Raw genomic sequence first — 20,245 nt, 5'->3', positions numbered from 1 at the left:
CCCCAAGCCCCCAAGGGTCACCCCGCCGCCCGAGCCCGTGGCCTACCCCGAGCACCGCCCGTCGCCGCACAAGCGGCCGCCCCGCAACGGCTCCTCACTCGTGACCCTCACCCTGCTCATCACCGCGCCCGCGGTGCTCGCCGTCGCCGCGCTGCGACCGCGCTGACCGCCGGAGGACCCATGTCGGAATGGCTTGTTCTCACCCTCGCGATGGTCGCCGTGTGCGGCATCGTCCTCGTCGTCGTGGTGCTCCAGCGCCGACGAACCGCCCCGGATGTGGATGCTTCGGAAACACCGGACGTGATGGAGTACATGACGATGATGATCGGCGTGGTCTACGCCATCGTCCTCGGACTCGCCATCGCCGGTGTCTGGGAGGCCCGCAGCGCGGCCCAGGATCATGTGCGTGCCGAGGCCCAGGCCCTGCACGAGGTGCACGAGCGGGTCCGGGTGTACCCCGTCGAGGCCCGGGACCGCATTCGCGACGACGTAACGGCGTATGTCGGCCATGTCGTGAACACCGAGTGGGACACCATGATCGAGCGGGAAAATGTGACCGACCGCGGTGACGAACTGCTCGCGAAGCTGCGCCACGACGTCACCGACTACGAGCCCACGAACGACTTCCAGGCCCAGGCCTACCAGCCGCTGCTCGACCAGATCACACTCGCCGACGAGGCCCGCGGCAATCGCAGCGACAGCGTGGAGGCCACCATGCCGGGGGTGGTCTGGTTCGGCCTGATCACCGGCGGGCTCGTCACCGTGGGCCTGATCTTCCCGCTCCAGATCCGCCGCACCGCCCGCGAACTGCTCCTGGCGGGCCTCTTCTCCGCCCTGATCGCCTTCCTGCTCTTCCTCATCTGGGACTTCGACGCCCCCTACAGCCGGGGCATCGCGGCCACGGCCGAGCCGTTCGAAGCGCTGTTCCCCGGAATCGGCGACTAGGGCGGGACAGCAGGTTCTGTCCCAGGGGGCCACCGGCGCAGGGGAAGTTCCGGTGGCCCTGCCGCCGGACGCCCCCGTTGTCCCCCGTGTTCCCCCGCGGCCCTTGGACGGACCCCGTCCGTGCGGCATATGCGCCATCAAACCCCTTGCCCCGCCCGCGCGGGGAGTGTGTGCGGGGCGCCAGTAGGTGCGCGGGGAACACACGGCGTGTGAGCCGTGCCCGGCCTCCGGCCGCGAGCGCACCCCCCTTTGCCCCATCCTCCCGCCCGTGCGGCACGCCACGCCGTCACCTTCGCCCGTCCGGCCCAGCCCTGTGACCCGTTCGCACGACACCGATCGCGGCGCGTCCCGGCCCTGCCTAGCGTTCGGGACATCGAGGTGCATCACCGGCACAAGCGGAAGAAGGTCCGCGGCTGCTCCTCGGGGACCCGGAGGAATAATCATGCGCGCGATACGCGTCGCTTCGGCCGCTCTGCTCACCGCCACCACCCTGGCCCTGACCGCGCCCCCCGCGTCGGCGGCCCGTACCGGCGAGGAGAACATCACCTCGTTCGGCTTCCGCGTCACCCCCGCCGCGATCGCCGCGGGCGGCCAGGTCACGCTCAGCGTCGACGGCTGCGAGCACAACACCAAGGTGACGTCCGGCATCTTCGACGACGTCACGATCCCCAAGGGCCAGGCGTCGGCCACCGCGAAGGTGTTCTGGGACGCCAAGCCCGGCGCCATGTACGAGGTCACGTTCGCCTGCGGCCAGGAGTCCGGCACGACCGACCTGACCATCGTCGGCGGCGGCTCCAGCAACAACCCCACCCCCCAGCCCACCCCGCGCCACACCCGGGGCGTCAAGGCCGGTGTCGGCGGCAGCTCCGACGGCTCCGACGCCCAGCAGATCGCGGTCGGCGGCGCCCTCATCGCGGGCGTCATCGGCACGGCGTACTTCTGGGCCCGCCGCAGGACCGGGCCGAACGGTTCCTGACGTCCCGGCGTCCCGGCCCGGCGCGGAAGGGGTCGCGCCGGGCAGGGAGGCCGCGGAGCCCTCAGGCCTTGCTCTCGGACCGGCGGCGCATCCAGAAGACCCCGCCGCCCACGACCGCGACGGTCACCAGGGCCCCGCCGATCGCCATGTCGGTCCGGGTCGCACCGGACGTGGTGCCGCCGCCGACGCCGCCGCGGACCCCGCCGTGGATGACGGTGAAGGCGTGCGGCCTGGTCAGCGGCTTGCCGCCGCAGTTGGCCGTGATGTCGTACGCGCCCGGGTGGGCATTGTGGTTGATCTTGACGGTCGCGCTCGCGGTGGTGCCGCCCGAGATGGGCTTGAGGTGCGTGCGCGGGAACGCCGGTGACTCGACATAGCTGCCGGCCGCGTGGCAGGAGCTGCCGTCGACGGTGACCGTCAGATGCCCGCCCCGGGCGATGACGCTGGGCATGGCGACGATATTGCTGGGTTCCGCCCAGGCCGCGGCCGACGGCGCGCCGAACCCGACCAGGGCGCCGGCGGCCACGACGGCCGCGAGTGCACGAGAGTTGCGCATGGGTCTCTTCCTCCGCGGAAAGCGTCCCGGGGACACCATTTCCCCGGTCGATCGGCGAGAACGCCTCCCAGTCAGACCCTCAGACGCGCTGCGTGGGGCCGCATTTCGGGGATCGGCCGTCCTGGTGAGAAGACACGCCGAAGGGCGTCCGCGCAGGTCGTCATTGCCGCAGGTCACGGACCGTCAGAAATTTCCGGTGGGCCCGAACTCGGATGGCGCACGCCGCCGGTGCGAGCCACCCGTTCGCTCCCGCCCTTTCGCACGCCGGGCGCGCTGCGCATAGCGTTTTTCGTACGCGCAATGGACGTGGCCGCACAAGTCGCGTCGAGAGGGGATAGAGCATGTCTTCGTCCCAGCCGTCGGAAGAGTTCGAAGAGGAGGAGAGGCAGCGCAGACGGGCGCCGTGGGGCGTCATGGCGCTTGTGCTGCTGACCGGGCTCGCACTGATCCGCAATGGCTCCGGAGAGTTCGACGTGGGCCCGCCGCAGCCCGCGTCGGCCGCGGCGGCCGACCGGGCTCCCACCAGGAAGGGCGCCCCCGCGCCGCTGACGTTCTCGCCCGCGGACCGCATCCGCATCAAGCCGATCCGGGTGGACGCCCCCGTGATCGCGGTCGGCCTGGACTCGGAGGGCTGGGTGGACGCGCCGCCGCCGGACGACTCCAATCTCGCGGGCTGGTTCACGGGCGCGGTGTCCCCCGGCGAGCAGGGCACGTCGGTCGTCGTCGGACATGTCGACAATCAGCAGGGGCCCGCCGTCTTCTACGGCCTCGGCTCGCTCAAGAAGAAGCAGCGCATCGAGGTCAAGCGCAAGGACCGGCGCACCGCGGTCTTCGAGATCTATGGGATCGAGGTGTTCGCGAAGAACAATTTCCCCGGCGACCGCGTGTACAAGAATGGCGGGACCCCGGAACTGCGGGTGATCACATGCGGCGGCGGCTTCTCCAAGCAGAACGGCTACGACGGGAACGTGGTGGTGTTCGCCCGGCTCGTGGACGTGCGCTGAGAGACCGTGTGGGCGTGCGCTGAGAGACCGTGTGGGCGTGCGCTGAGACCCTTCGCGGGCGTGCGCTGAGAGGCCTTGGTGCGGCGCGCGGCGGCGCCGTCGTGCGCCGCACGCCCGCCGGCACGGGCGCTACACCCGGTACCGGCTCGGCACCGTGAGCCGGTAGCCCTCGTCGAGGAGTTCGGGCAGATAGCGGCGCAGCGCCCGTACGCTCTGCGAGCGGTTGCCGCCCGCGTCGTGCGAGAGCACGACGACTCCGGGTCCCGCACCCCGGAGCACCCGCCGCACGATGGCGCCGGTGCCGGGCGTGCGCCAGTCCAGGGTGTCCACGGTCCAGGCGAGCGGTTCCATGCCGAGGTCGGCGCCGATCTCGAAGGCCGCGCGGTTCCAGGCGCCGTACGGGGCGCGGAACCACACCGGCGGGGTGCCCGCCACGGCTTCGACGACCTCGCAGGTGCGCTCCATCTGGCGGCGGATCCCCGCGCGGGTGAGGCGGGACAGCAGCGGATGGCTCCAGGTGTGGTTGCCGATCACATGCCCGTCGGCGGCCATCTCGCGCAGCAGGTCGGGGTGGGCGGCCGCCATCTCGCCGCACACGAAGAACATCGCGCGGGCGTCGTGGCGCCGCAGGATCCGCAGGATGTCCTTGGTGTACCGCGGGTCGGGCCCGTCGTCGAAGCTCAGGACCATGGAGCGGGCGCGGCCCGGGATGCGCAGGATCGGCGCCCTGCGCACCGGCGGGCGGGCCGGGGCGCCGCGGTGGGGGCCGTACCCCGCCATGGGCTGCAGCCGGTAGGGGGCGCGCCCGGGGGCCTTCGGCGCGGCGCCCGCCTGCGGTCCGGCGGCGGATCCGGCGCCGGTGTCGGCGGGGACGCCAGGACCGGGGGGCTCCGCGGTGTCCGCGGTCAGGAACCGGGCCGTGGTGGCCACCCCGAGCACGGCGGCCCAGCCGAGCAGGGCCCGGCGCCCCGGAGGCATCTGATCGTTTTTCATGAATAATCCGTGGCACGGCTGAGGCCCGCGGCGTCTCCGCGACACCGCCCCGGCAGGCGAATGCACCCGATGGGACCAGCGGCCCACGGGGAGGGGCGCGTCAGCGGCGGCGGACCAGCGGGAAGGGCAGCGTCTCGCGGATCGTCAGGCCGGTGAGGAACATGACGAGCCGGTCGACGCCGATGCCGAGCCCGCCGGTGGGCGGCATCGCGTACTCCAGGGCCTCCAGGAAGTCCTCGTCGAGCTCCATCGCCTCCGGGTCTCCCCCGGCGGCGAGCAGGGACTGGGCGGTGAGCCGTCGGCGCTGTTCGACGGGGTCGGTCAACTCTGAGTAGGCGGTGCCCAGTTCGGTGCCGAAGGCGACGAGGTCCCAGCGTTCGGCGAGGCGCGGATCCGCGCGGTGCCCGCGGGTGAGCGGCGAGACCTCGGTCGGGAAGTCCTTGTAGAAGGTCGGCAGCGTCGTCCGCTCCTCGACGAGGCGTTCGTACATCTCCAGGACGACGTCGCCGCGGCCGTCGTCGGCCGTGTACGGGACCCGCGCGCGGTCGCACAGACGGTGCAGGGCGGGCAGCGGGGTGTCGGCGCCGACCTCCTCGCCGAGCGCCTCGGAGATCGCCCCGTACACGGTCCTGACCGGCCAGGCGCCGGAGATGTCGTACTCGGTGACACGGCCCCCGGCGTCGGTCCTGCGGGCCGTCGGGGTGCCGAAGGCGGCGGTCGCGGCGGCCTGGATCAGTTCGCGCGTGAGGTCGAGCATCACGTCGTAGTCGGCGTACGCCTGGTAGGCCTCCAGCATGGTGAACTCGGGGTTGTGTTTGTAGGAGACGCCTTCGTTGCGGAACGTGCGGCCGAGTTCGAAGACCTTCTCCATGCCGCCGACGCACAGCCGCTTCAGATACAGCTCGGGGGCGATGCGCAGATACAGATCGAGGTCGTAGGCGTTGATGTGGGTGGTGAAGGGGCGGGCGTTGGCGCCGCCGTGGATCTGCTGGAGCATCGGCGTCTCGACCTCCAGGTAGCCGCGGTCGAGCAGGCCCTGCCGCAGCGCCTGTACGGCGGTGGAGCGGGCGTGTACGGCGGCGCGCGCCGTGGGGCTCGCCACCAGGTCCAGATAGCGGCGGCGCACCTTCGCCTCGGGGTCGGTGAGGCCGCGGCGCTTGTCGGGCAGCGGGCGCAGGCACTTGCCGGTGAGCTGCCAGGAGGTGGCGAAGACGGTGAGTTCGCCCGTGTCACTGCGGCCGACCTCGCCGGTGGCGGCGAGGTGGTCGCCGATGTCGGTGTCCGCGGTGAAGGAGTCGAGGACGGCACGGCCCGAACGGTCCCGCGAGAAGGCGAGCTGGAGATCGCCCGACCAGTCGCGCAGGACGACGAAGACGACGCCGCCGAAGTCGCGTACGAGCATGACGCGGCCCGCGACGGTGACCTGCTGCCCCGCCGTGTCCGCCCGCACCGCTGCCAGCACATGGGTGCGGGGGCGGGCGGCGACCGGGTAGGGGTCGGTGCCGGCCGCGCGCAGCCGATGGAGTTTGCGGTGCCGGACGCGGACCTGTTCGGGCAGCGCGTCGGCGGGGTCGCGGGCCGCGCCGGTGGCGTCACCGAGGCCGAGCGCGGCGATGGAGGGCAGGCCCTCGGTGGTGGCGGGCTTGGTGACGCCGCGCGGCTTGTGGCCCTTGCCCCACAGCTTGCGCAGCGACGGCACGGAGACGAAGCCCTCGGCGATGCCGGACGCGAGGCCGATGCGGGGAAGGGCGCCGGTGTCGCCGTAGCAGATGAAGCGCGGGTACCACTCCGGGTGGAACTTGGCGTTGGACCGGTACAGCGCCTCGAGCTGCCACCACTTGGAGAAGAAGAGCAGCAGCCGGCGCCAGAGCCTCAGGACCGGGCCCGCGCCGATCCTGGCGCCCTCCTCGAACACCGAGCGGAACACGGCGAAGTTCAGCGAGATCCGCTTCACCCCGAACTTGGGTGCGGCGGCGCACAGCTCGGCGACCATGAACTCCATGACGCCGTTGGGTGCGCTGCGGTCGCGGCGCATCAGGTCCAGGGAGACGCCGTCCCTGCCCCAGGGCACCAGGGACAGCAGCGCAAGGAGCCTGCCGTCGGCGTCGAGGGCCTCGACGAGCAGGCACTGGCCGTCCTCGGGGTCGCCGAGCCGGTCGAGGGCCATGGAGAAGCCGCGTTCGGTCTCGGTGTCACGCCAGGCGTCCGCCCTGTCGACGATGCCCTCCATCTCCTCGTCGGTGAGGGTGGCGTGGCGGCGTACCCGGGCCGTGGCGCCGGTGCGGCACACCCGGTTCACGGCCTGCCGTGTGACGCGCATGTCACGGCCGTCCAGGTCGAAGCCGGACACGTACAGGAGCGCCTCGTCGCCGAGCTGGAGGGCGCCGAGCCCGGCGCGGGCGAAGGCCTTGGCGCCCTCCTCGGACGCGCCCATCACGGCGGGGGCCCAGGCGTAGCGGCGGGCCACGTCGAGCCAGGCGCCGATCGCGTGCGGCCAGGCCTCGCGGTCGCCGACCGGATCGCCGCTGGCCAGGCAGACGCCCGCCTCGATCCGGTAGGTCACGGCGGCCTTGCCGCTGGGTGAGAAGACGACGGCCTTGTCGCGCCGGGTGGCGAAGTAGCCGAGGGAGTCCTGGTCGCCGTACCGGCCGAGGAGGGCGCGGATGCGCGGTTCCTCGTCGCCGTGCAGGGCCGCCTCCATGCGCTGCGAGCGGAACAGCGTCGCGGCGGCGTTGAGCAGCGCGAGCGCGCCGAACAGGCCGAGGAAGAAGAACAGGGGACGTGGTGGGGCGCCGTCGAAGTACTCGTGGCCGTGCAGGAACCCGCCGCAGACCCGGTTCGCCGCCCACAGCAGGCGCTCGCCGCGCACCAGCGTGCCGGGGAACAGTTCGACGAGCCCCCACCCGGCGAGGATCGCAAGACCGAGCCCCGCCGCGAGCACGGCCGCGGCCCGCCACACCGCCCCGTGCCGCGAGTCCGCGTCGAACTCGCCGCGGGCCAGTACGAGCAGGACGAGCGCGGCGCCGCACACGACGAGGGACGGCACCGAATCGGCCCAGAGGCCGAGCGCGATCCCCAGCACGTCGAAGGCGATGAGCAGGCCCAGATAGCTGACGACGAGCCACCACGCGACCTTCTTGCGGGCCGCGATGGCTGCCGCGAGGAGGAAGAGGAAGACGGCGTACGCGAGGTTTGCGCTGACCGGCACGGTGGCCAGGTCCAGGAGGCGCACCGCTGGCCGCAGGAGGCGGCGCAGCGGTGGGATGATCGCGAGGAGCGCGCAGAGCAGGCCCAGGGCGCCGAAGAATCCCGCGAAGCCTTGCGGGGCCTGGCGCAGGGTGCCCCGCGCGCCGCCCGGGTCGTCCACGGAGGCACTCATGCCTCGACTCTAAGAACCCCCGGCCCACCCCGCCCGTCGGCCTCCGTCCCGCCCCGTCAGGGGCGCGGGGAACTGCGCGCTCAGCCCAGGAAAGGCCGCAGACGCGTCTGCCGCGGTCCCCGCAGACGCGTCTGCGGCTTTTTTCGTGGCTGGTCGCGCAGTTCCCCGCGCCCCTGACGGGGCACCCCCCTAGCCTTGAAGGGGGCGAGGGCTGGGCTAGCCTCGGGGGGTGACGGAAGACGCCCCTGAAAAGTCCCAGCAGTTCGAACGCGGCACCGACGGGCCGAAAGTGATCGTCGCCGGGGTCGACGGCTCGGACTCCTCACTGCGGGCTGCGGCATATGCCGGTGGCCTTGCCAGACGACAGCGCGCGCTGCTCGCCGTCGTCTACGTCCAGCCGGTGGTGGCCGCGGGAGCGGCCCTGGGTGCGCCGATCGCGGACACCACCGAGGAGATCGCGGAGAACCTGATCGCCGAGATCCGCGACGCGACCGAGCGCGTGAAGGGCATATTCGACGTGCGCTGGGAGTTCCACACCTTCCGCGGCGACCCCTACAACGGCCTGGTCACCGCCGCCGACGAGCTGAAGGCCGACGCCGTCGTGGTCGGCGCGTCGGAGCAGGCGGGGCACCGCATCGTCGGCTCGGTGGCGGTACGCCTGGTGAAGGCGGGCCGCTGGCCGGTCACCGTGGTGCCGTAGGGCCGGTCCCGCACCGTGGTGGTGCCGTAGAGCCGATCCCCTCCCCGGGGGGCCGGGGGGCCGGGGGCCGACTGGGCGAACCTCTTCGCCGGTGCCACCGCGCCCCCGCGCGTGCTGCGTGGTGTCTTCCGTGCCGCGAGTCCCTGAGCCATCATGATCCGCCGTCAGCCGACCACCGTCAGCGAAGAGGTGAGGCTCATGGCCGGACCACGGACGGGGCAGGGAATCCTGCGCCGCAAGCCCATCGACCACATCGAGGACACCGAGGCGGACGGCGGGTCCGCGCAGCTCACCCGCACCCTCGGCCTGTGGCAGCTCACCGCGATCGGCGTGGGCGGCATCATCGGCGCCGGGATCTTCACCCTCGCGGGCACCGTCGCGAACGAGAAGGCAGGGCCCGCCGTTCTCATCTCGTTCCTGATCGCGGGCGTGGCGAGCGCCGCCGCCGCGTTCTCGTACGCGGAGTTCGCCGGTCTGATCCCGAAGGCGGGCTCGGCGTACACCTACGGCTACGCGGTGCTCGGCGAGATCGCGGGCTGGTTCATCGGCTGGGACCTGCTCCTGGAGTACACGGCGATCGTGGCGGTGGTCGCGATCGGCATCTCCGGGTACTTCAACTTCCTCCTGAACGAGATGGGCACGGAGCTGCCGACGTGGATGCTGGGCGCGCCCGGCACCGGTGACGGCCACAAGGTCGACCTGTTCGCGGCGGTCCTGTGCCTGTTCATCGCCTATCTGCTGACCCTCGGGATCAAGAACGCGGCGCGCTTCGAGATGGTCGTCGTGATCCTGAAGGTCCTGGTGGTCCTGCTCGTCATCGGCGTCGGCTTCTTCCACGTCAGGACGGGCAACTACGAGCCGTTCTTCCCATTCGGGCTCAGCGGCGCCTTCACGGGAGCGGCCACCGTGTTCTTCGCGGTGTTCGGGTACGACGCCATGTCGACCGCGGCCGAGGAGTCCAAGGACGCCCAGCGTCACATGCCGAAGGCGATCATGTACTCGCTCGCCGTCTCGATGGTCCTGTACGTGCTCGCGTGCCTGGTCCTGACGGGCATGCAGGACTACAAGGACATCGATCCGGAGAGCGGCTTCTCCTCGGCGTTCAAGGCGGCGGGGCTCGGCGGGCTCGCCGACGTCATCGCGGTCGGCGCGATCATCGGCATCCTCACGGTGATGTTCACGTTCATGCTGGGCTGCACGCGCGTGTGGTTCTCGATGAGCCGCGACGGACTGCTGCCGAAGTGGTTCGCGAAGACACACCCGACGCGACACGTGCCGACGCGCGTGACATGGATCGTCGGGTTCGCTTCGGCCGCGATCGCCGGCTTCCTGCCGATCGGCGAGGCGGCCGAACTCACCAACATCGGCATCCTGCTCGCGTTCGTCGTGGTGTGCGTAGCGGTGATCGTGCTGCGCTACAAGCGGCCCGACCTGCCGCGTACGTTCCGCTGCCCCGGCATGCCGGTGGTGCCCGCGGTCGGGGTCGTCTTCTCCATCTGGCTCATCACGTTCCTGGAGTGGCAGACCTGGGTGCGGTTCGGGGTGTGGTTCGCCCTCGGCCTCGTCGTGTACTTCGCGTACTCCTACCGCAGGTCGGAGATGGCGAAGGCGGAGCAGCGGCAGTCCGGCTCCTAGGTGGGCGGTCGCCGCTCCGCCGTCGGGCCGCCTCCGTCCCGGCGGCGGCCCGTCACTGCCCCATCGTCAGGCCGTCCTCGCCCGCGCCCCGGCTCAGGACGACGCGTCGGATGCGGTCGCGAAGCTCACCGACGTCCCGGCCGCGGTCGATGGCGGCGTTGAGGTTGACGACGCGGCCCGCGGCCGTGTCGAACCAGAACGGCACGAACTCCGCCTTCGCCATCTTCCAGCGGCCGCCGGGCTTCTCGGGGGCGGCGAAGGTGAAGCGGCCCGCGGTGCCCTGGTTGCCCCGCGGGTCCTCGGCGCCCGCGTGGTTGATCATGTCCCCGGCGATCTGGTCGCCCATGCCGTAGACGATCCAGGTCCCGTTGACCTTCTCGTAGGCCTGCGGGACGTGCGCGTGGGTGCCGATGATGAGGTCGACGTCCGGCCGCCCCGCCGTGCGCGCGGCGGTCAGCTCCCTGCCCAGGTTCAATTGCCGGCGGTCGGGGGCGTCCTGCCATTCGGTGCCCCAGTGCAGGGACACGACCACGACATCGGCGCCCGCCTTCCTCGCGGCGCGGGCGTCGGAGAGGATGCGGTCCTTGTCGATGAGGTTCACCGACCAGGGCTTGCCCTTGGGCAGCGGGATGTCGTTGGTGCCGTAGGTGTAGGCGAGCTGGGCCACCTTGGCGCCGCCCGCGCGCAGCCAGGCCGGGGAGCGGCCCTCGGTGGCCGTGCGCCCGGAGCCCGCGTGCTTGACGCCCGCCCGGTCGAGGGCGGCGAGGGTGCGGTGGATCCCGTCCGCGCCGTCGTCGAGCGTGTGGTTGGAGGCCGTGGAGCACGCGTCGTAGCCGGTGCTCCGCAGCGCCCTGGCCACGTGCGGGGGTGACTTGAAGGTCGGATAGCCCGTGTAGTCGCCGGGCGGGCCGTACACCGTCTCCATGTGACAGATCGCCAGGTCCGCGTCGGCGACCACGGACTTGGCGCCCGCCAGCATGGGCGCGAAGTCATAGCCTGCGCCGCCCGCGTCGGCGTTCGCCTGCCGGATGATCGAGGCGTGCGGCAGCACGTCGCCGGAGGCCACGAGCGTGAAGGCGCGGGCGTCGTTCGCGCCGCCCGCCGCGGACGGTGCGGACGCCGGGTGCCGGGCCGCGGACGCCCGCTTCTGCTCCTGCCCCGGCTCGGACGGCTGCTGCGCGGCGCAGCCGACGGTGGCGCCGACCAGTGCGGCGGTGAGGACGGCGAGGGCCGGGTGAGCGCGCCGGGCGCCCCGGGCGGGGCGGGTGCGGCGGATGCGGCGGGCGGGCCGTGCGGGGCGGGTGCGCTGTGTCATCGACCGGACTTCCGTATGGGGAGATTTTCGTTAAAACCGATCCACATACGAATACAAGGGTGAGTCAAGGAGTAACGACCTGCAATTCACCGCAATAGCGTCAAAGTGTTCACCCAGTGAGCCGAAGAACACAGCCGCCGCGACCTGCGATGAAACCGTAGGCCGGGTCAAGGCTCGGTAAAGCGCCTTGCTCGGCACCCCTGTTGGGTAATCGGCTGTCCTCATCCGTGTTCCGGGGTGGGGGGCCAAGAGCCGGTGACGCGTACACACGGAGCACAGGAAGGCGGAGCGTGATGCTGCACGAGAGCACGGACGGCGCCCAAGGCCCCGACGGGGACGAGCTGACGGTCCCGATGGCGTGGCTGTACGCCGAGTACATCGCGGACGAGTTGCTGCGCACCGGCGACCTGATGCCGCCCACGTCGTTCGAGTACCGGGCCGGGCGTGACGCCCTCGCGCTCACCATCTTCCTGTCGGACACGCGCGGGGAGCTGTCCGGCATCCGCGTCGTCTCACAGTTGGAGACCTGGCTCTCCCTGACGGCGTACGACCAGCCGTGGCAGGAGTGGGTGCGCGAGCGCATGGACGGCCTCGGCGCCGACGTCGCGGCCACCGGCGGCCCCGCGCCCGATCTCGTGCTCGCCGAGGCCGCCTGGCGCTGGCTGGAGGAGACCGAACTGCTCGCCCCGGACCTGGAGGCCGTTTCCGGGGGCCCTGACCCGTACGCCGGGCACGGGGACGACGACGAGGACCACGTGCCGAAGGTGTGGACGGCCGCGTGGCAGCTCGGCCTTCCGCTCGGGCATCTGGCCATCCAGTTGTTCTGACCGCGGGCCGCTGCCTCTTGAATGATCCCGCTCGATGATCCCGCTCGATGATCCCGCTCGAATGATCCCGCTTGAATGATTCCGCGGCCGATTGCGTACGGGAGGGCAAGGAGCACCCTCACCGACAAGGAACACCATGAGGCCCCTGGAGCGGCATCGCGACGCCGGCGCCTACGCGCTCGGCGTCCTCGACGAGGCGGACAGGTTCCGCTTCGAGGACCACCTCATGGAGTGCGGCCCCTGCCGGGCACGGGTGGCCGACCTCGGCCTGCCCGCACGGGCCCTGCGGGCCCACGGCAGATCCGTGCCGTACGTCCTCGACCCGGCGGCACCCGGTGCCCCGCTGCTCGGGCGGCTCCTCGACACGACGGGGCGCGCCCGGCGGCTGCGGCGCCGTCGCTGGTTCGGTGCCGTCGCGGCGGGCGTGGCCCTCGCCGCCGTCGGCCCCACCGCGGCCGTCCTGGACACGGGCGGCGGACCGCGGCCGCTGCGGGCCGCCGCGCACGACGGACGCACCGGCGTGGCGGCCGTGCTCACGGCCCGGGAGCAGGCGTGGGGGACGGAGGTCGGGCTCCAGGTGCGGGACGGGGGCCCGGCGCGGGTCTGCGAGCTGGTCGCCGTCGGCACGGACGGGTCCCGGGACGTCGTGACGACATGGCGGGGCCCCGGCCGGGAGATGGAGACCGACGGCGGCACCGGGCTCCCTCCGGAGGGGATCGAGCGGTTCGAGGTGCGGGCCGTGGGGGGCGGGCGGCTGCTCACGCTGCGGCCGCACTGACCGTGGGCAGCCCCGGAACCGGGGGCCGGGGTCGCCCGCCCGCCCGCCGGGAGCTACTTGAGGAAGCGGGACGTCCGGCGGTCGGCCAGGGGCTTGCCGCCCGTCTGGCAGGTGGGGCAGTACTGCAGCGACGAGTCGGCGAAGGACACCTCGCGGACGGTGTCGCCGCACACCGGGCAGGGCTCCCCCGTACGCCCGTGCACACGGAGGCCGGACTTCTTCTCCGACTTCAGGCGGGCCGCGGCGACGCCCCGCGACCGCTCGACGGCCTCCTCCAGGGTCGAGCGCAGCGCCGCGTACAGATGCTCCGTCTCCCGCGCGGACAGGCCCCCTGCGAGCTTGTACGGGGACATGCGGGCGGCGTGCAGGATCTCGTCGCTGTAGGCGTTGCCGATGCCCGCGATCAGGCTCTGGTCGCGCAACGCGCCCTTGATGCGGCGGCGCTCCCCCCGCAGCAGCTCGGCGAACCTCTCCCGCGTGAAGTCCGCGGCCAGCGGGTCGGGTCCCAGGCGGGCGATGCCGGGGACGGTGGCGGGGTCCTCGGTGACGTACACGGCGAGCCGCTTCTGGGTGCCCGCCTCCGTGAGGTCGAAGCCCGCCCCGGTCTCCAGGGCCACGCGCAGCGCGAGCGGGCCCTTGCCGGGCCGGGGCACGCCGCTCGGCAGCGGGTCCTGCCACCGCAGCCAGCCCGCGCGGGCGAGATGCGTGACGAGCCGGGGCCCGCCGGTGTCGACGGCGAGGAACTTGCCGTACCGGGCGACGCCCGTGACGGTCCTGCCTTCGAGCGCGGTCACCGGCGGGTCATACGTCTTGAGGACGCTGATCGCGACCGGCAGGACCCGCACGATCTCGTGCCCGGTCAGCTCCTCGTCGAGGAAGTCCCGCAGTGCCTGTACCTCCGGCAGTTCCGGCATGCCTCGTTCACCCTCCGTCCGCCGCGCCGCGCGCGGGCACCACGAACTCGCACCAGACGCACTTGCCGCCGCCCCGCGAGTCCACCCCCCACACGTCCGCGAGCCGGTCCACGAGCAGCAGTCCGCGCCCGGACACCCCGTCGTCGGAGGCCTCGCGGAGGCGGGGCAGCGCGCTGGAGGAGTCGTCGACGTCGACGCGCAGCCGCCGGTCGGCGGCGGACACCACGCGCAGGGTGACGATCGCGGGCCCGTCGGTGTGCATGAGGGCGTTCGTGATCAGCTCGTCGGCGGCGAGCTCGATCTCGTCGGCGCGGTTGCGGGCGCCCCAGGCGCGCACGGCGGCCCTGATCATGTGCCGTGCCTCGGCGAGTGCCTCCGGGTCGTTCGGGGCGACGTGCTGCTGGAGCCTGCCGCCGGAGCGCGGCGCGTCCGCGGTGCGGCGGCGCAGCAGGAGCAGTGCCGCGTCGTCGTCGCCGCGGCGGTCGTCGACCCGCCCGCACAGCAGGTCGGCCAGCTCCTGGAGGTCGTGCGGGCCGACGGAGACGAGCTCGGCGAGGGCCTGGGTGCCGTCGTCGAGGTCCTCGCCCGGCTCCTCCACGAGGCCGTCGGTGTACAGCAACAGGGTCTGGCCGGGGTCGAGTTCGACGGTGGTGGCGGGGTAGTCGAGCCGCCCGAACTCGGCGGAGAGGCCGAGCGGCAGGCCGCCCTCGACGGGCACGCGGCGGCAGGTGCCGTCGGTGAGCCGCAGCAGCGGGTCGATGTGCCCGGCGCGCACCAGTTGCACCACACCGGTGCTGAGGTCGGTCTCCGCGTACAGGCAGGTCGCGAAGCGGTCGGTGTCCAGCTCGTGCAGGAAGCCGGAGGCGCGGGCCATCACGGTGGCGGGGGTGTGGCCCTCGGCGGCGTACGCGCGCAGCACGATGCGCAACTGGCCCATGACGGCCGCGGCGTGCGTGTCATGGCCCTGGACGTCACCGATGACGGCGCCGACCCTGCCGCCGGGCAGCGGGATCACGTCGTACCAGTCGCCGCCGATGTCGCGGCCCAGTGCCGCGCTGCGGTAGCGCACGGCGATGTCGGCGCCGGGCACGCCCGGGATGGTGCGGGGCAGCATCGCCTGCTGGAGGCCCTGGGCGAGGTCCTTCTCCTGCTCGTACAGCATGGCCCGCTGAAGGCTCTGCGCGATGCTGCTGCCGAGCGCCACGAGGACGGTGCGCTCCTCCTGCGTGAAGCCGGTGCGGTCCTGGTAGAGCAGGCCGAGCACGGCGAGCGGCTTGGCCTGGGCGATCAGCGGGAGATAGGCGGCGGAGGTGATGCCTAGGTGCTCGATGTGCGGCCACAGCTTCGGGTAGGAGGAGGCGAATTCCTCCGGTGTCTCGATGTAGCGCGGCGCCAGCGTGCGCACGACCTCGCTCATGGGGTAGTGCTCGTCGACGCGGGTGAGCCGGGTGCCGGGTACGTAGCCCTCCGGCGGGCCCTCCGCGACAAGGCGGATCCTGCCCGCCTCGACCAGGCCCATGACCAGGTGCGACGCCCCCAGGTGCGCGAGGCCCCTGGCGTCGCTCAGGACGTCGATGACGTCGGCGACGGTACGGGCGTGCGCCAGGGCCGCCGTGGTGCCCTGCACGACGCTGGTGCGGCGGCGCCGGTCCGCCTCCTCCTCGACGCGTTCGCGGTGCGCCGTGCTGTCGCTGAGCTCGCGGGTGGCGTCACGGATGATCCCCACGATGCGCTGCGGCCGCTCGGAGCCGTCGTGCAGGACGTGACCCTGGGTGTGCCGCCAGTGCATGCTGCCGTCCCGCAGCCGTACCCGGAAGTACGCGCCGTAGCCGACGTCGCCGCTCTTGATGGCCTGTGACACCTGGACGTCGAGGCGGTGGGCCTCGCCCGGCGGCACCCGCACGGCGAGGCTCTGCGGGCGGTTGTCGAACTCGTCGCGCCGCAGGTCGAAGAGGGTGAGCCCGGTCTCGTCCAGGAGCAGCACATTGGTCCTGAGGTCCCATTCGAAGCCGCCCATTCCCAGGCCGGGGCCGTAGGACGCCAGGAAACAGCAGGTGGGGCCCGAGGGAGCGGATGCACAGCCGCCGCAGCGCCGCAGCGCCGCCTCGACACCTCCCGTGCCCGCGTCCATGCGCCAACGCTAGGCGCACCCTCGGGCGGCCGCATGTGGACGGCGGGCCACCGGGCAGGCGCGGAACCCTCCGCTCCCCGGCTACTGGTCCCGCCGGTCCACGGTGAACACGGCGAGCACCACGGCCCCCAGCGCCCAGGCCCCGTACACCGTCCACGCCCCGGCCTGCGACCAGGGATACGCCACGACGGGCGAGCCGACCTCGGTCAGGCGCTGCCACGCGGAATACGGCAGGGCGTGTGCGAGCAGGGCGGACCAGTACCGGCCCGGGCTCACGACGAGGGGCAGGATCAGGAGCGTCACGAAGGTCGCCACCATCGTGGTGCCCATCTGCCGCAGGAGGGCGCCGACGGCCATGCCCACCAGCGCGGACACCGGCGTGAGCAGCGCGGACGCCACGATGACGCGCAGGGCGCCGGGATGGCCGGCGGAGACACCGATGTCCCGCCCGGCCAGGATCGCCTGGGTCGCGAAGAAGGACACCGCCGCGATCAGGGCGCCGAGTGCGGTGGTGACCCCGGCGAGCACCGCCGCCTTGGCCGCGAGGACCGAACGGCGGGCGGGCACGGCGGCGAACGTCGTCCGGATGAGCCCCGTCCCGTACTCCCCCACGACCGTCACCGCGCCGATGGCTCCGGCCGCGAGCATGAGGATCGAGGCCGCGTTGGAGGTGAAGGCCTCGGCGAGGGGGATGCCGTCGCGGACGAACCGGGCCTTGTCCGCCGTGTTCTCCATCGTCCAGTAGCGGTAGGTGTCGTACGCCTGCCCCACGTTGAAGCCGATGACGGCGAGCGCCGCGATCAGATACGCCCAGGGTGTCGAGCGCAGCGACCACAGCTTCAGCCACTCGGCGGCAAGGAGGTCACGGAAGCGGGCGGCGGGCGGCGGCATCGGCACGGTCGGCACGGCCGGGGCGGGGCTCTCACGGGCACCGGTCACACGGCTGTTGGTCATCGGGATTCTCCTGCGTCTCCTGTGGCGTACTCGACGCTGTCGGCGGTGAGTTTCATGAACGCGTCCTCCAGGGAGGCCGTGCGCGGGGTGAGTTCGTGCAACGGCAGGGCGTGGCGGCCTGCGAGGTCGCCGATGCGGGACGCGTCGAGGCCGGTAACGGCGAGCAGCGGCCCGTCCTGGCTCACGGTGCCCCCCGCGGCCGTCAGCACCTCGGCGAGGGCGGCGGGACGCGGGGTGCGCACCGTGACGCCGGCGCCGGAGCCACGGGCCGCGAACCGGGCGAGGCTCTCGGCGGCGATGAGTTCACCGCGGCCGATGACGATCAGTTCGTCGGCCGTGTTCTCCATCTCGGACATCAGATGGCTGGACACGAAGACCGTGCGCCCCGCACCGGCCAGGCGCCGGAACAGGCCGCGCACCCACAGCACCCCTTCGGGGTCGAGGCCGTTCAGCGGCTCGTCGAAGAGGAGCACCGGCGGGTCGCCGAGCAGGGCGGTGGCGATGCCGAGGCGCTGCTTCATGCCGAGCGAGAATCCCCCGACGCGGCGGCGCCCCGCCGCCCCGGCGAGGCCGACCTCCGCGAGCACCTCGTCCACCCTGCGGCGCGGAATGCGGTTGCTGCGGGCGAGCACGGCCAGGTGCGCCGCGGCGCTGCGGCCGCCGTGCACGTCGCCCGCGTCCAGGAGCGCGCCCACGTGCCGCAGGCCGCGCGGCCGGTCGCGGAAGGCAAGGCCGCCGACGGTGACGGAGCCGCCGGTCGGCGCGTTCAGGCCGAGGATCATGCGCAGGGTGGTGGACTTGCCGGCGCCGTTCGGCCCGAGGAAACCGGTGACGCGTCCGGGCCGCACCGTGAAGGTGAGGTCCTTGACAGCGGTCGTCGCGCCGAAGCGCTTCGTCAGGTCCTTGACTTCGATCATGGGTCAACGGTGCCGGGGCGGGCGCCCCCCAGGCATCGGCCCACCGCGGACAATCGGCGCCCCCGATGTCGACCCTGGTTGTACACCCGTGGCCCGATCCGCGCCGATGATCTCCCGATTACGATGCGGGCATGTCCGCGACACCGACGCCGCCCCTGCTCAAACGCCTGCCGCCGGGCGCCTGGACGGCACTGGCCTGGTGGGTGGGGTCGGCGTTCACGGTCCTCACGCGCTTCCGGCTGCCCGGCGAGGCCGAACCGGCCCAGCAGGGCGTCCTGTTCTTCCGCTGGGACGGCCTGACGATGCTCGCGACGGCCACCGCCCTGGCGCTCGCGGGCAGTCACCTCCTGGACCGGCGGCCGCTCGCCGGGCTCGGTCTCCTCCTCGGGGCCTCGGCGGGGATGTCGACGACCCTGAGCGTCGCCGAGATCCCGCTGCTCCAGTTCGTCGCGGTGGACGTCGCGGTGTACGCCATCACCGCGACGAGGCCGCGCAGGACCGGCGCCGTCGCCCTGGCCCTGGCGCTCGGCACGCTCACCGCCTATCTGGCCACGCGTCTGGCCTGCGGCTGGGTGGTCGGCACCTCCGCCGAGCTGACCGTCGCGCTGACGGCCGTCGTCGCCTGGCTGCTCGGTGACGCGGCACGCCGGTCCCGTGACCACGCCGAGGAGTTGCGGACCAGGGCCGCGGCCCAGGCCGTCACCGCGGAGCGGCTGCGCATCGCGCGCGAACTGCACGACATGGTGGCGCACAGCATCGGCATCATCGCGCTCCAGTCGGGCGCGGCACGGCGCGTCATCGACTCCCGGCCAGGACGGGCGCGCGAGGCGCTCGGCGAGGTGGAGACCGCGAGCCGCGAGACCCTCTCGGGGCTGCGCAGGATGCTCGGCGCGCTGCGCACCGCCGAGCCGGGCGCGCCTCGCGAGCAGGCGCCGCTCGACCCCGGCCTCGGCCTCGCGGACGTCGACCGGCTCGCCGCCGTCACGACGGCCGCCGGGGTGCGCGTCGACGTGCGCTGGCTGGGCGAGCGCGGGCCGCTGCCCCCGGAGATCGACGTGTCGGCGTACCGCATCATCCAGGAGGCCCTCACCAACGTGGTGCGGCACGCGGGCGCGCGCTCCTGCCGGGTGACGGTCGAGAGGCGGGGCGACGACGTGGCCATCGAGGTCCTGGACGGCGGCAGCGACTCTCCGGCCGCCGGTTCCGTTTCCGGCTCAGGTGCTGGTGCTGGTGCCGCTTCCCTTTCCGGCTCTGGCGCTGGTGCTGGTGCCGCTTCCGGTTCCGGTTCCGGTGGCGGTTGCGGTGCTGGTGCCGCTCCCGGTTCAGGTTCCGGTTGCGGCCCTCCGGTGGGTGGTGGCTACGGCCTGCTCGGGATGCGGGAGCGGGTCGGTCTGCTGCACGGCGAGTTCTCCGCCCGGCCGTGCCCCGGGGGCGGGTTCCGGGTCGCGGCGCGTCTGCCCGTGCCGGAGGGCGTGCGATGACGGCGGCGACCGTACGGGTCCTGCTCGCCGACGACCAGCCGCTCGTGCGCACCGCGCTCCAGATGGTCATCACCGAGGCCGACGACCTCGACGTGGTGGGCGAGGCGGGCAACGGGGCCGAGGCGGTCCGCCGCACCGCGGAGCTGCGCCCCGACGTCGTGGTGATGGACATCCGCATGCCCGGCATGGACGGCATCGAGGCCACCCGGCTGATCACCGGTGCCACGGACGCCACCCGCGTCGTCGTCCTGACGACGTTCGACGACGACGATTACGTGTACGGGGCGCTGCGCGCGGGCGCGTCCGGTTTCCTCGTCAAGGACATGGCCCTGGACGAGATCCTCGCGGCGGTCCGCGTGGTCGCGTCCGGGGACGGCCTGATCGCGCCGAGCGTCACCGGCCGTCTGATCAAGGAGTTCGCGGACCGCCCCGCCGCCCCGCCGCCGCGGGACGGCGCGGTCCTTACGGGCATCACCGGGCGTGAGCGGGAAGTCCTGACGCTGGTCGGCAGCGGCCTGTCCAACCCCGAGATCGCCGCGCGGCTGCACATCAGCGTCGCCACCGCCAAGACGTATGTGACGCGGCTGCTTTCCAAGCTGGGGGCACGGGACCGGGTCCAGTTGGTGATCATCGCGTACGAGGCGGGCCTGGTGGCGCCGTCCCGCTGAGCCGGCCCCCGGGCCCGCCGCGGCGCGCAGGACTCGTGCCGCACTCCTGGCGCTCTCCTGGCCACAATGGAG

The 20,245-nt window shown here is 72.8% G+C and carries 17 protein-coding genes; 9 read left to right on the top strand and 8 right to left on the bottom strand.

Going from position 1 to position 20,245, the window contains the following annotated elements; genetic code table 11:
* Positions 1 to 180 precede the first annotated feature (180 nt).
* Together IG78_RS0136385 and IG78_RS0136380 are read left to right on the top strand one after the other, a co-directional pair.
* Positions 181 to 945 (top strand): bestrophin-like domain, encoded by a 765-nt coding sequence (locus IG78_RS0136385; RefSeq protein WP_030572314.1) that lies wholly within the window; start codon positions 181 to 183, stop codon positions 943 to 945.
* 442 nt (positions 946 to 1,387) lie between these two features.
* Positions 1,388 to 1,921: a hypothetical protein gene (locus tag IG78_RS0136380; protein WP_030572312.1), complete on the top strand. Its 534-nt coding sequence runs from the start codon at positions 1,388 to 1,390 to the stop codon at positions 1,919 to 1,921.
* 61 nt (positions 1,922 to 1,982) lie between these two features.
* Here the strand turns inward: IG78_RS0136380 and IG78_RS0136375 are convergent, their stop codons facing one another.
* Positions 1,983 to 2,477, bottom strand: a complete 495-nt coding sequence (locus IG78_RS0136375) for a hypothetical protein (RefSeq protein WP_030572310.1) — start codon at positions 2,475 to 2,477, stop codon at positions 1,983 to 1,985.
* Between the two features lie 341 nt (positions 2,478 to 2,818).
* Between IG78_RS0136375 and IG78_RS0136370 the strand changes: the two genes are divergently transcribed.
* A complete protein-coding gene (locus tag IG78_RS0136370; protein WP_030572308.1) occupies positions 2,819 to 3,481 on the top strand; it encodes a class F sortase in 663 nt (220 codons plus the stop codon).
* A 129-nt stretch (positions 3,482 to 3,610) separates the two neighbouring features.
* Here the strand turns inward: IG78_RS0136370 and IG78_RS0136365 are convergent, their stop codons facing one another.
* Positions 3,611 to 4,474 (bottom strand): polysaccharide deacetylase family protein, encoded by an 864-nt coding sequence (locus tag IG78_RS0136365; protein ID WP_030572305.1) that lies wholly within the window; start codon positions 4,472 to 4,474, stop codon positions 3,611 to 3,613.
* Between the two features lie 100 nt (positions 4,475 to 4,574).
* Positions 4,575 to 7,853 (bottom strand): bifunctional lysylphosphatidylglycerol synthetase/lysine--tRNA ligase LysX, encoded by a 3,279-nt coding sequence (gene lysX / locus IG78_RS0136360; protein ID WP_030572302.1) that lies wholly within the window; start codon positions 7,851 to 7,853, stop codon positions 4,575 to 4,577.
* 229 nt (positions 7,854 to 8,082) lie between these two features.
* On the opposite strand from lysX, the gene IG78_RS0136355 reads away from it, so the two are divergent.
* Together IG78_RS0136355 and IG78_RS0136350 are read left to right on the top strand one after the other, a co-directional pair.
* Positions 8,083 to 8,553, top strand: coding sequence for a universal stress protein (locus IG78_RS0136355; protein WP_030572299.1), 471 nt, complete (start codon positions 8,083 to 8,085; stop codon positions 8,551 to 8,553).
* Between the two features lie 198 nt (positions 8,554 to 8,751).
* Entirely contained in the window at positions 8,752 to 10,188 is a 1,437-nt protein-coding gene (locus IG78_RS0136350; protein WP_030572297.1) for an amino acid permease, read from the top strand.
* Positions 10,189 to 10,240: 52 nt separating this feature from the next.
* Here the strand turns inward: IG78_RS0136350 and IG78_RS0136345 are convergent, their stop codons facing one another.
* Entirely contained in the window at positions 10,241 to 11,503 is a 1,263-nt protein-coding gene (locus IG78_RS0136345; protein WP_225882355.1) for a CapA family protein, read from the bottom strand.
* A 293-nt stretch (positions 11,504 to 11,796) separates the two neighbouring features.
* Between IG78_RS0136345 and IG78_RS0136340 the strand changes: the two genes are divergently transcribed.
* Positions 11,797 to 12,330 carry a hypothetical protein gene (locus IG78_RS0136340; protein WP_030572291.1) on the top strand — a complete coding sequence of 178 codons (534 nt, stop codon included), beginning with the start codon at positions 11,797 to 11,799 and terminating at the stop codon, positions 12,328 to 12,330.
* A 136-nt stretch (positions 12,331 to 12,466) separates the two neighbouring features.
* Positions 12,467 to 13,108 (top strand): zf-HC2 domain-containing protein, encoded by a 642-nt coding sequence (locus tag IG78_RS0136335; RefSeq protein WP_030572288.1) that lies wholly within the window; start codon positions 12,467 to 12,469, stop codon positions 13,106 to 13,108.
* 53 nt (positions 13,109 to 13,161) lie between these two features.
* Here the strand turns inward: IG78_RS0136335 and IG78_RS0136330 are convergent, their stop codons facing one another.
* The 4 genes from IG78_RS0136330 to IG78_RS0136315 form a co-directional block, all read right to left on the bottom strand.
* The gene (locus IG78_RS0136330; RefSeq protein WP_030572285.1) at positions 13,162 to 14,022 is read right to left on the bottom strand and encodes an Fpg/Nei family DNA glycosylase; all 861 of its coding nucleotides are present in this window, start codon (positions 14,020 to 14,022) and stop codon (positions 13,162 to 13,164) included.
* A gap of 7 nt (positions 14,023 to 14,029) precedes the next feature.
* On the bottom strand, positions 14,030 to 16,153 hold the full coding sequence (locus IG78_RS0136325; protein ID WP_030572282.1) for a SpoIIE family protein phosphatase: 2,124 nt from the start codon (positions 16,151 to 16,153) through the stop codon (positions 14,030 to 14,032).
* Positions 16,154 to 16,234: 81 nt separating this feature from the next.
* The gene (locus tag IG78_RS0136320; protein ID WP_030572279.1) at positions 16,235 to 17,044 is read right to left on the bottom strand and encodes an ABC transporter permease; all 810 of its coding nucleotides are present in this window, start codon (positions 17,042 to 17,044) and stop codon (positions 16,235 to 16,237) included.
* Between the two features lie 59 nt (positions 17,045 to 17,103).
* Complete coding sequence (locus IG78_RS0136315; RefSeq protein ID WP_030572276.1) at positions 17,104 to 18,024, bottom strand: ABC transporter ATP-binding protein; 921 nt, start codon at positions 18,022 to 18,024, stop codon at positions 17,104 to 17,106.
* Between the two features lie 131 nt (positions 18,025 to 18,155).
* Here IG78_RS0136315 and IG78_RS0136310 point away from each other — a divergent pair, with 131 nt between their 5' ends.
* Together IG78_RS0136310 and IG78_RS0136305 are read left to right on the top strand one after the other, a co-directional pair.
* A complete protein-coding gene (locus tag IG78_RS0136310; protein WP_037687227.1) occupies positions 18,156 to 19,505 on the top strand; it encodes a sensor histidine kinase in 1,350 nt (449 codons plus the stop codon).
* Positions 19,502 to 20,173, top strand: a complete 672-nt coding sequence (locus tag IG78_RS0136305) for a response regulator (protein ID WP_030572270.1) — start codon at positions 19,502 to 19,504, stop codon at positions 20,171 to 20,173. Before IG78_RS0136310 ends, IG78_RS0136305 begins: the two co-directional genes overlap by 4 nt.
* Positions 20,174 to 20,245: the final 72 nt, after the last annotated feature.

It is taken from the genome of Streptomyces aureocirculatus, from assembly GCF_000720475.1.
Classification (GTDB): domain Bacteria; phylum Actinomycetota; class Actinomycetes; order Streptomycetales; family Streptomycetaceae; genus Streptomyces; species Streptomyces aureocirculatus.
The sequence above is the reverse complement of the archived record's forward strand: the minus strand, read 5'-3'. Positions and strand labels throughout refer to the sequence as shown.

Excerpts from the sequence above, each read along its gene's own strand:
- IG78_RS0136350 (WP_030572297.1), top strand. The coding sequence starts at position 8,752 with ATGGCCGGACCACGGACGGGGCAGGGAATCCTGCGCCGCAAGCCCATC.
- IG78_RS0136340 (WP_030572291.1), top strand. The coding sequence starts at position 11,797 with ATGCTGCACGAGAGCACGGACGGCGCCCAAGGCCCCGACGGGGACGAG.
- IG78_RS0136320 (WP_030572279.1), bottom strand. The coding sequence starts at position 17,044 with ATGCCGCCGCCCGCCGCCCGCTTCCGTGACCTCCTTGCCGCCGAGTGG.
- IG78_RS0136305 (WP_030572270.1), top strand. The coding sequence starts at position 19,502 with ATGACGGCGGCGACCGTACGGGTCCTGCTCGCCGACGACCAGCCGCTC.
- IG78_RS0136370 (WP_030572308.1), top strand. The coding sequence starts at position 2,819 with ATGTCTTCGTCCCAGCCGTCGGAAGAGTTCGAAGAGGAGGAGAGGCAG.
- IG78_RS0136365 (WP_030572305.1), bottom strand. The coding sequence starts at position 4,474 with ATGAAAAACGATCAGATGCCTCCGGGGCGCCGGGCCCTGCTCGGCTGG.
- IG78_RS0136325 (WP_030572282.1), bottom strand. The coding sequence starts at position 16,153 with ATGGACGCGGGCACGGGAGGTGTCGAGGCGGCGCTGCGGCGCTGCGGC.
- IG78_RS0136335 (WP_030572288.1), top strand. The coding sequence starts at position 12,467 with ATGAGGCCCCTGGAGCGGCATCGCGACGCCGGCGCCTACGCGCTCGGC.
- IG78_RS0136345 (WP_225882355.1), bottom strand. The coding sequence starts at position 11,503 with ATGACACAGCGCACCCGCCCCGCACGGCCCGCCCGCCGCATCCGCCGC.
- IG78_RS0136375 (WP_030572310.1), bottom strand. The coding sequence starts at position 2,477 with ATGCGCAACTCTCGTGCACTCGCGGCCGTCGTGGCCGCCGGCGCCCTG.
- IG78_RS0136380 (WP_030572312.1), top strand. The coding sequence starts at position 1,388 with ATGCGCGCGATACGCGTCGCTTCGGCCGCTCTGCTCACCGCCACCACC.
- IG78_RS0136330 (WP_030572285.1), bottom strand. The coding sequence starts at position 14,022 with ATGCCGGAACTGCCGGAGGTACAGGCACTGCGGGACTTCCTCGACGAG.
- IG78_RS0136315 (WP_030572276.1), bottom strand. The coding sequence starts at position 18,024 with ATGATCGAAGTCAAGGACCTGACGAAGCGCTTCGGCGCGACGACCGCT.
- IG78_RS0136385 (WP_030572314.1), top strand. The coding sequence starts at position 181 with ATGTCGGAATGGCTTGTTCTCACCCTCGCGATGGTCGCCGTGTGCGGC.
- lysX (WP_030572302.1), bottom strand. The coding sequence starts at position 7,853 with ATGAGTGCCTCCGTGGACGACCCGGGCGGCGCGCGGGGCACCCTGCGC.
- IG78_RS0136310 (WP_037687227.1), top strand. The coding sequence starts at position 18,156 with ATGTCCGCGACACCGACGCCGCCCCTGCTCAAACGCCTGCCGCCGGGC.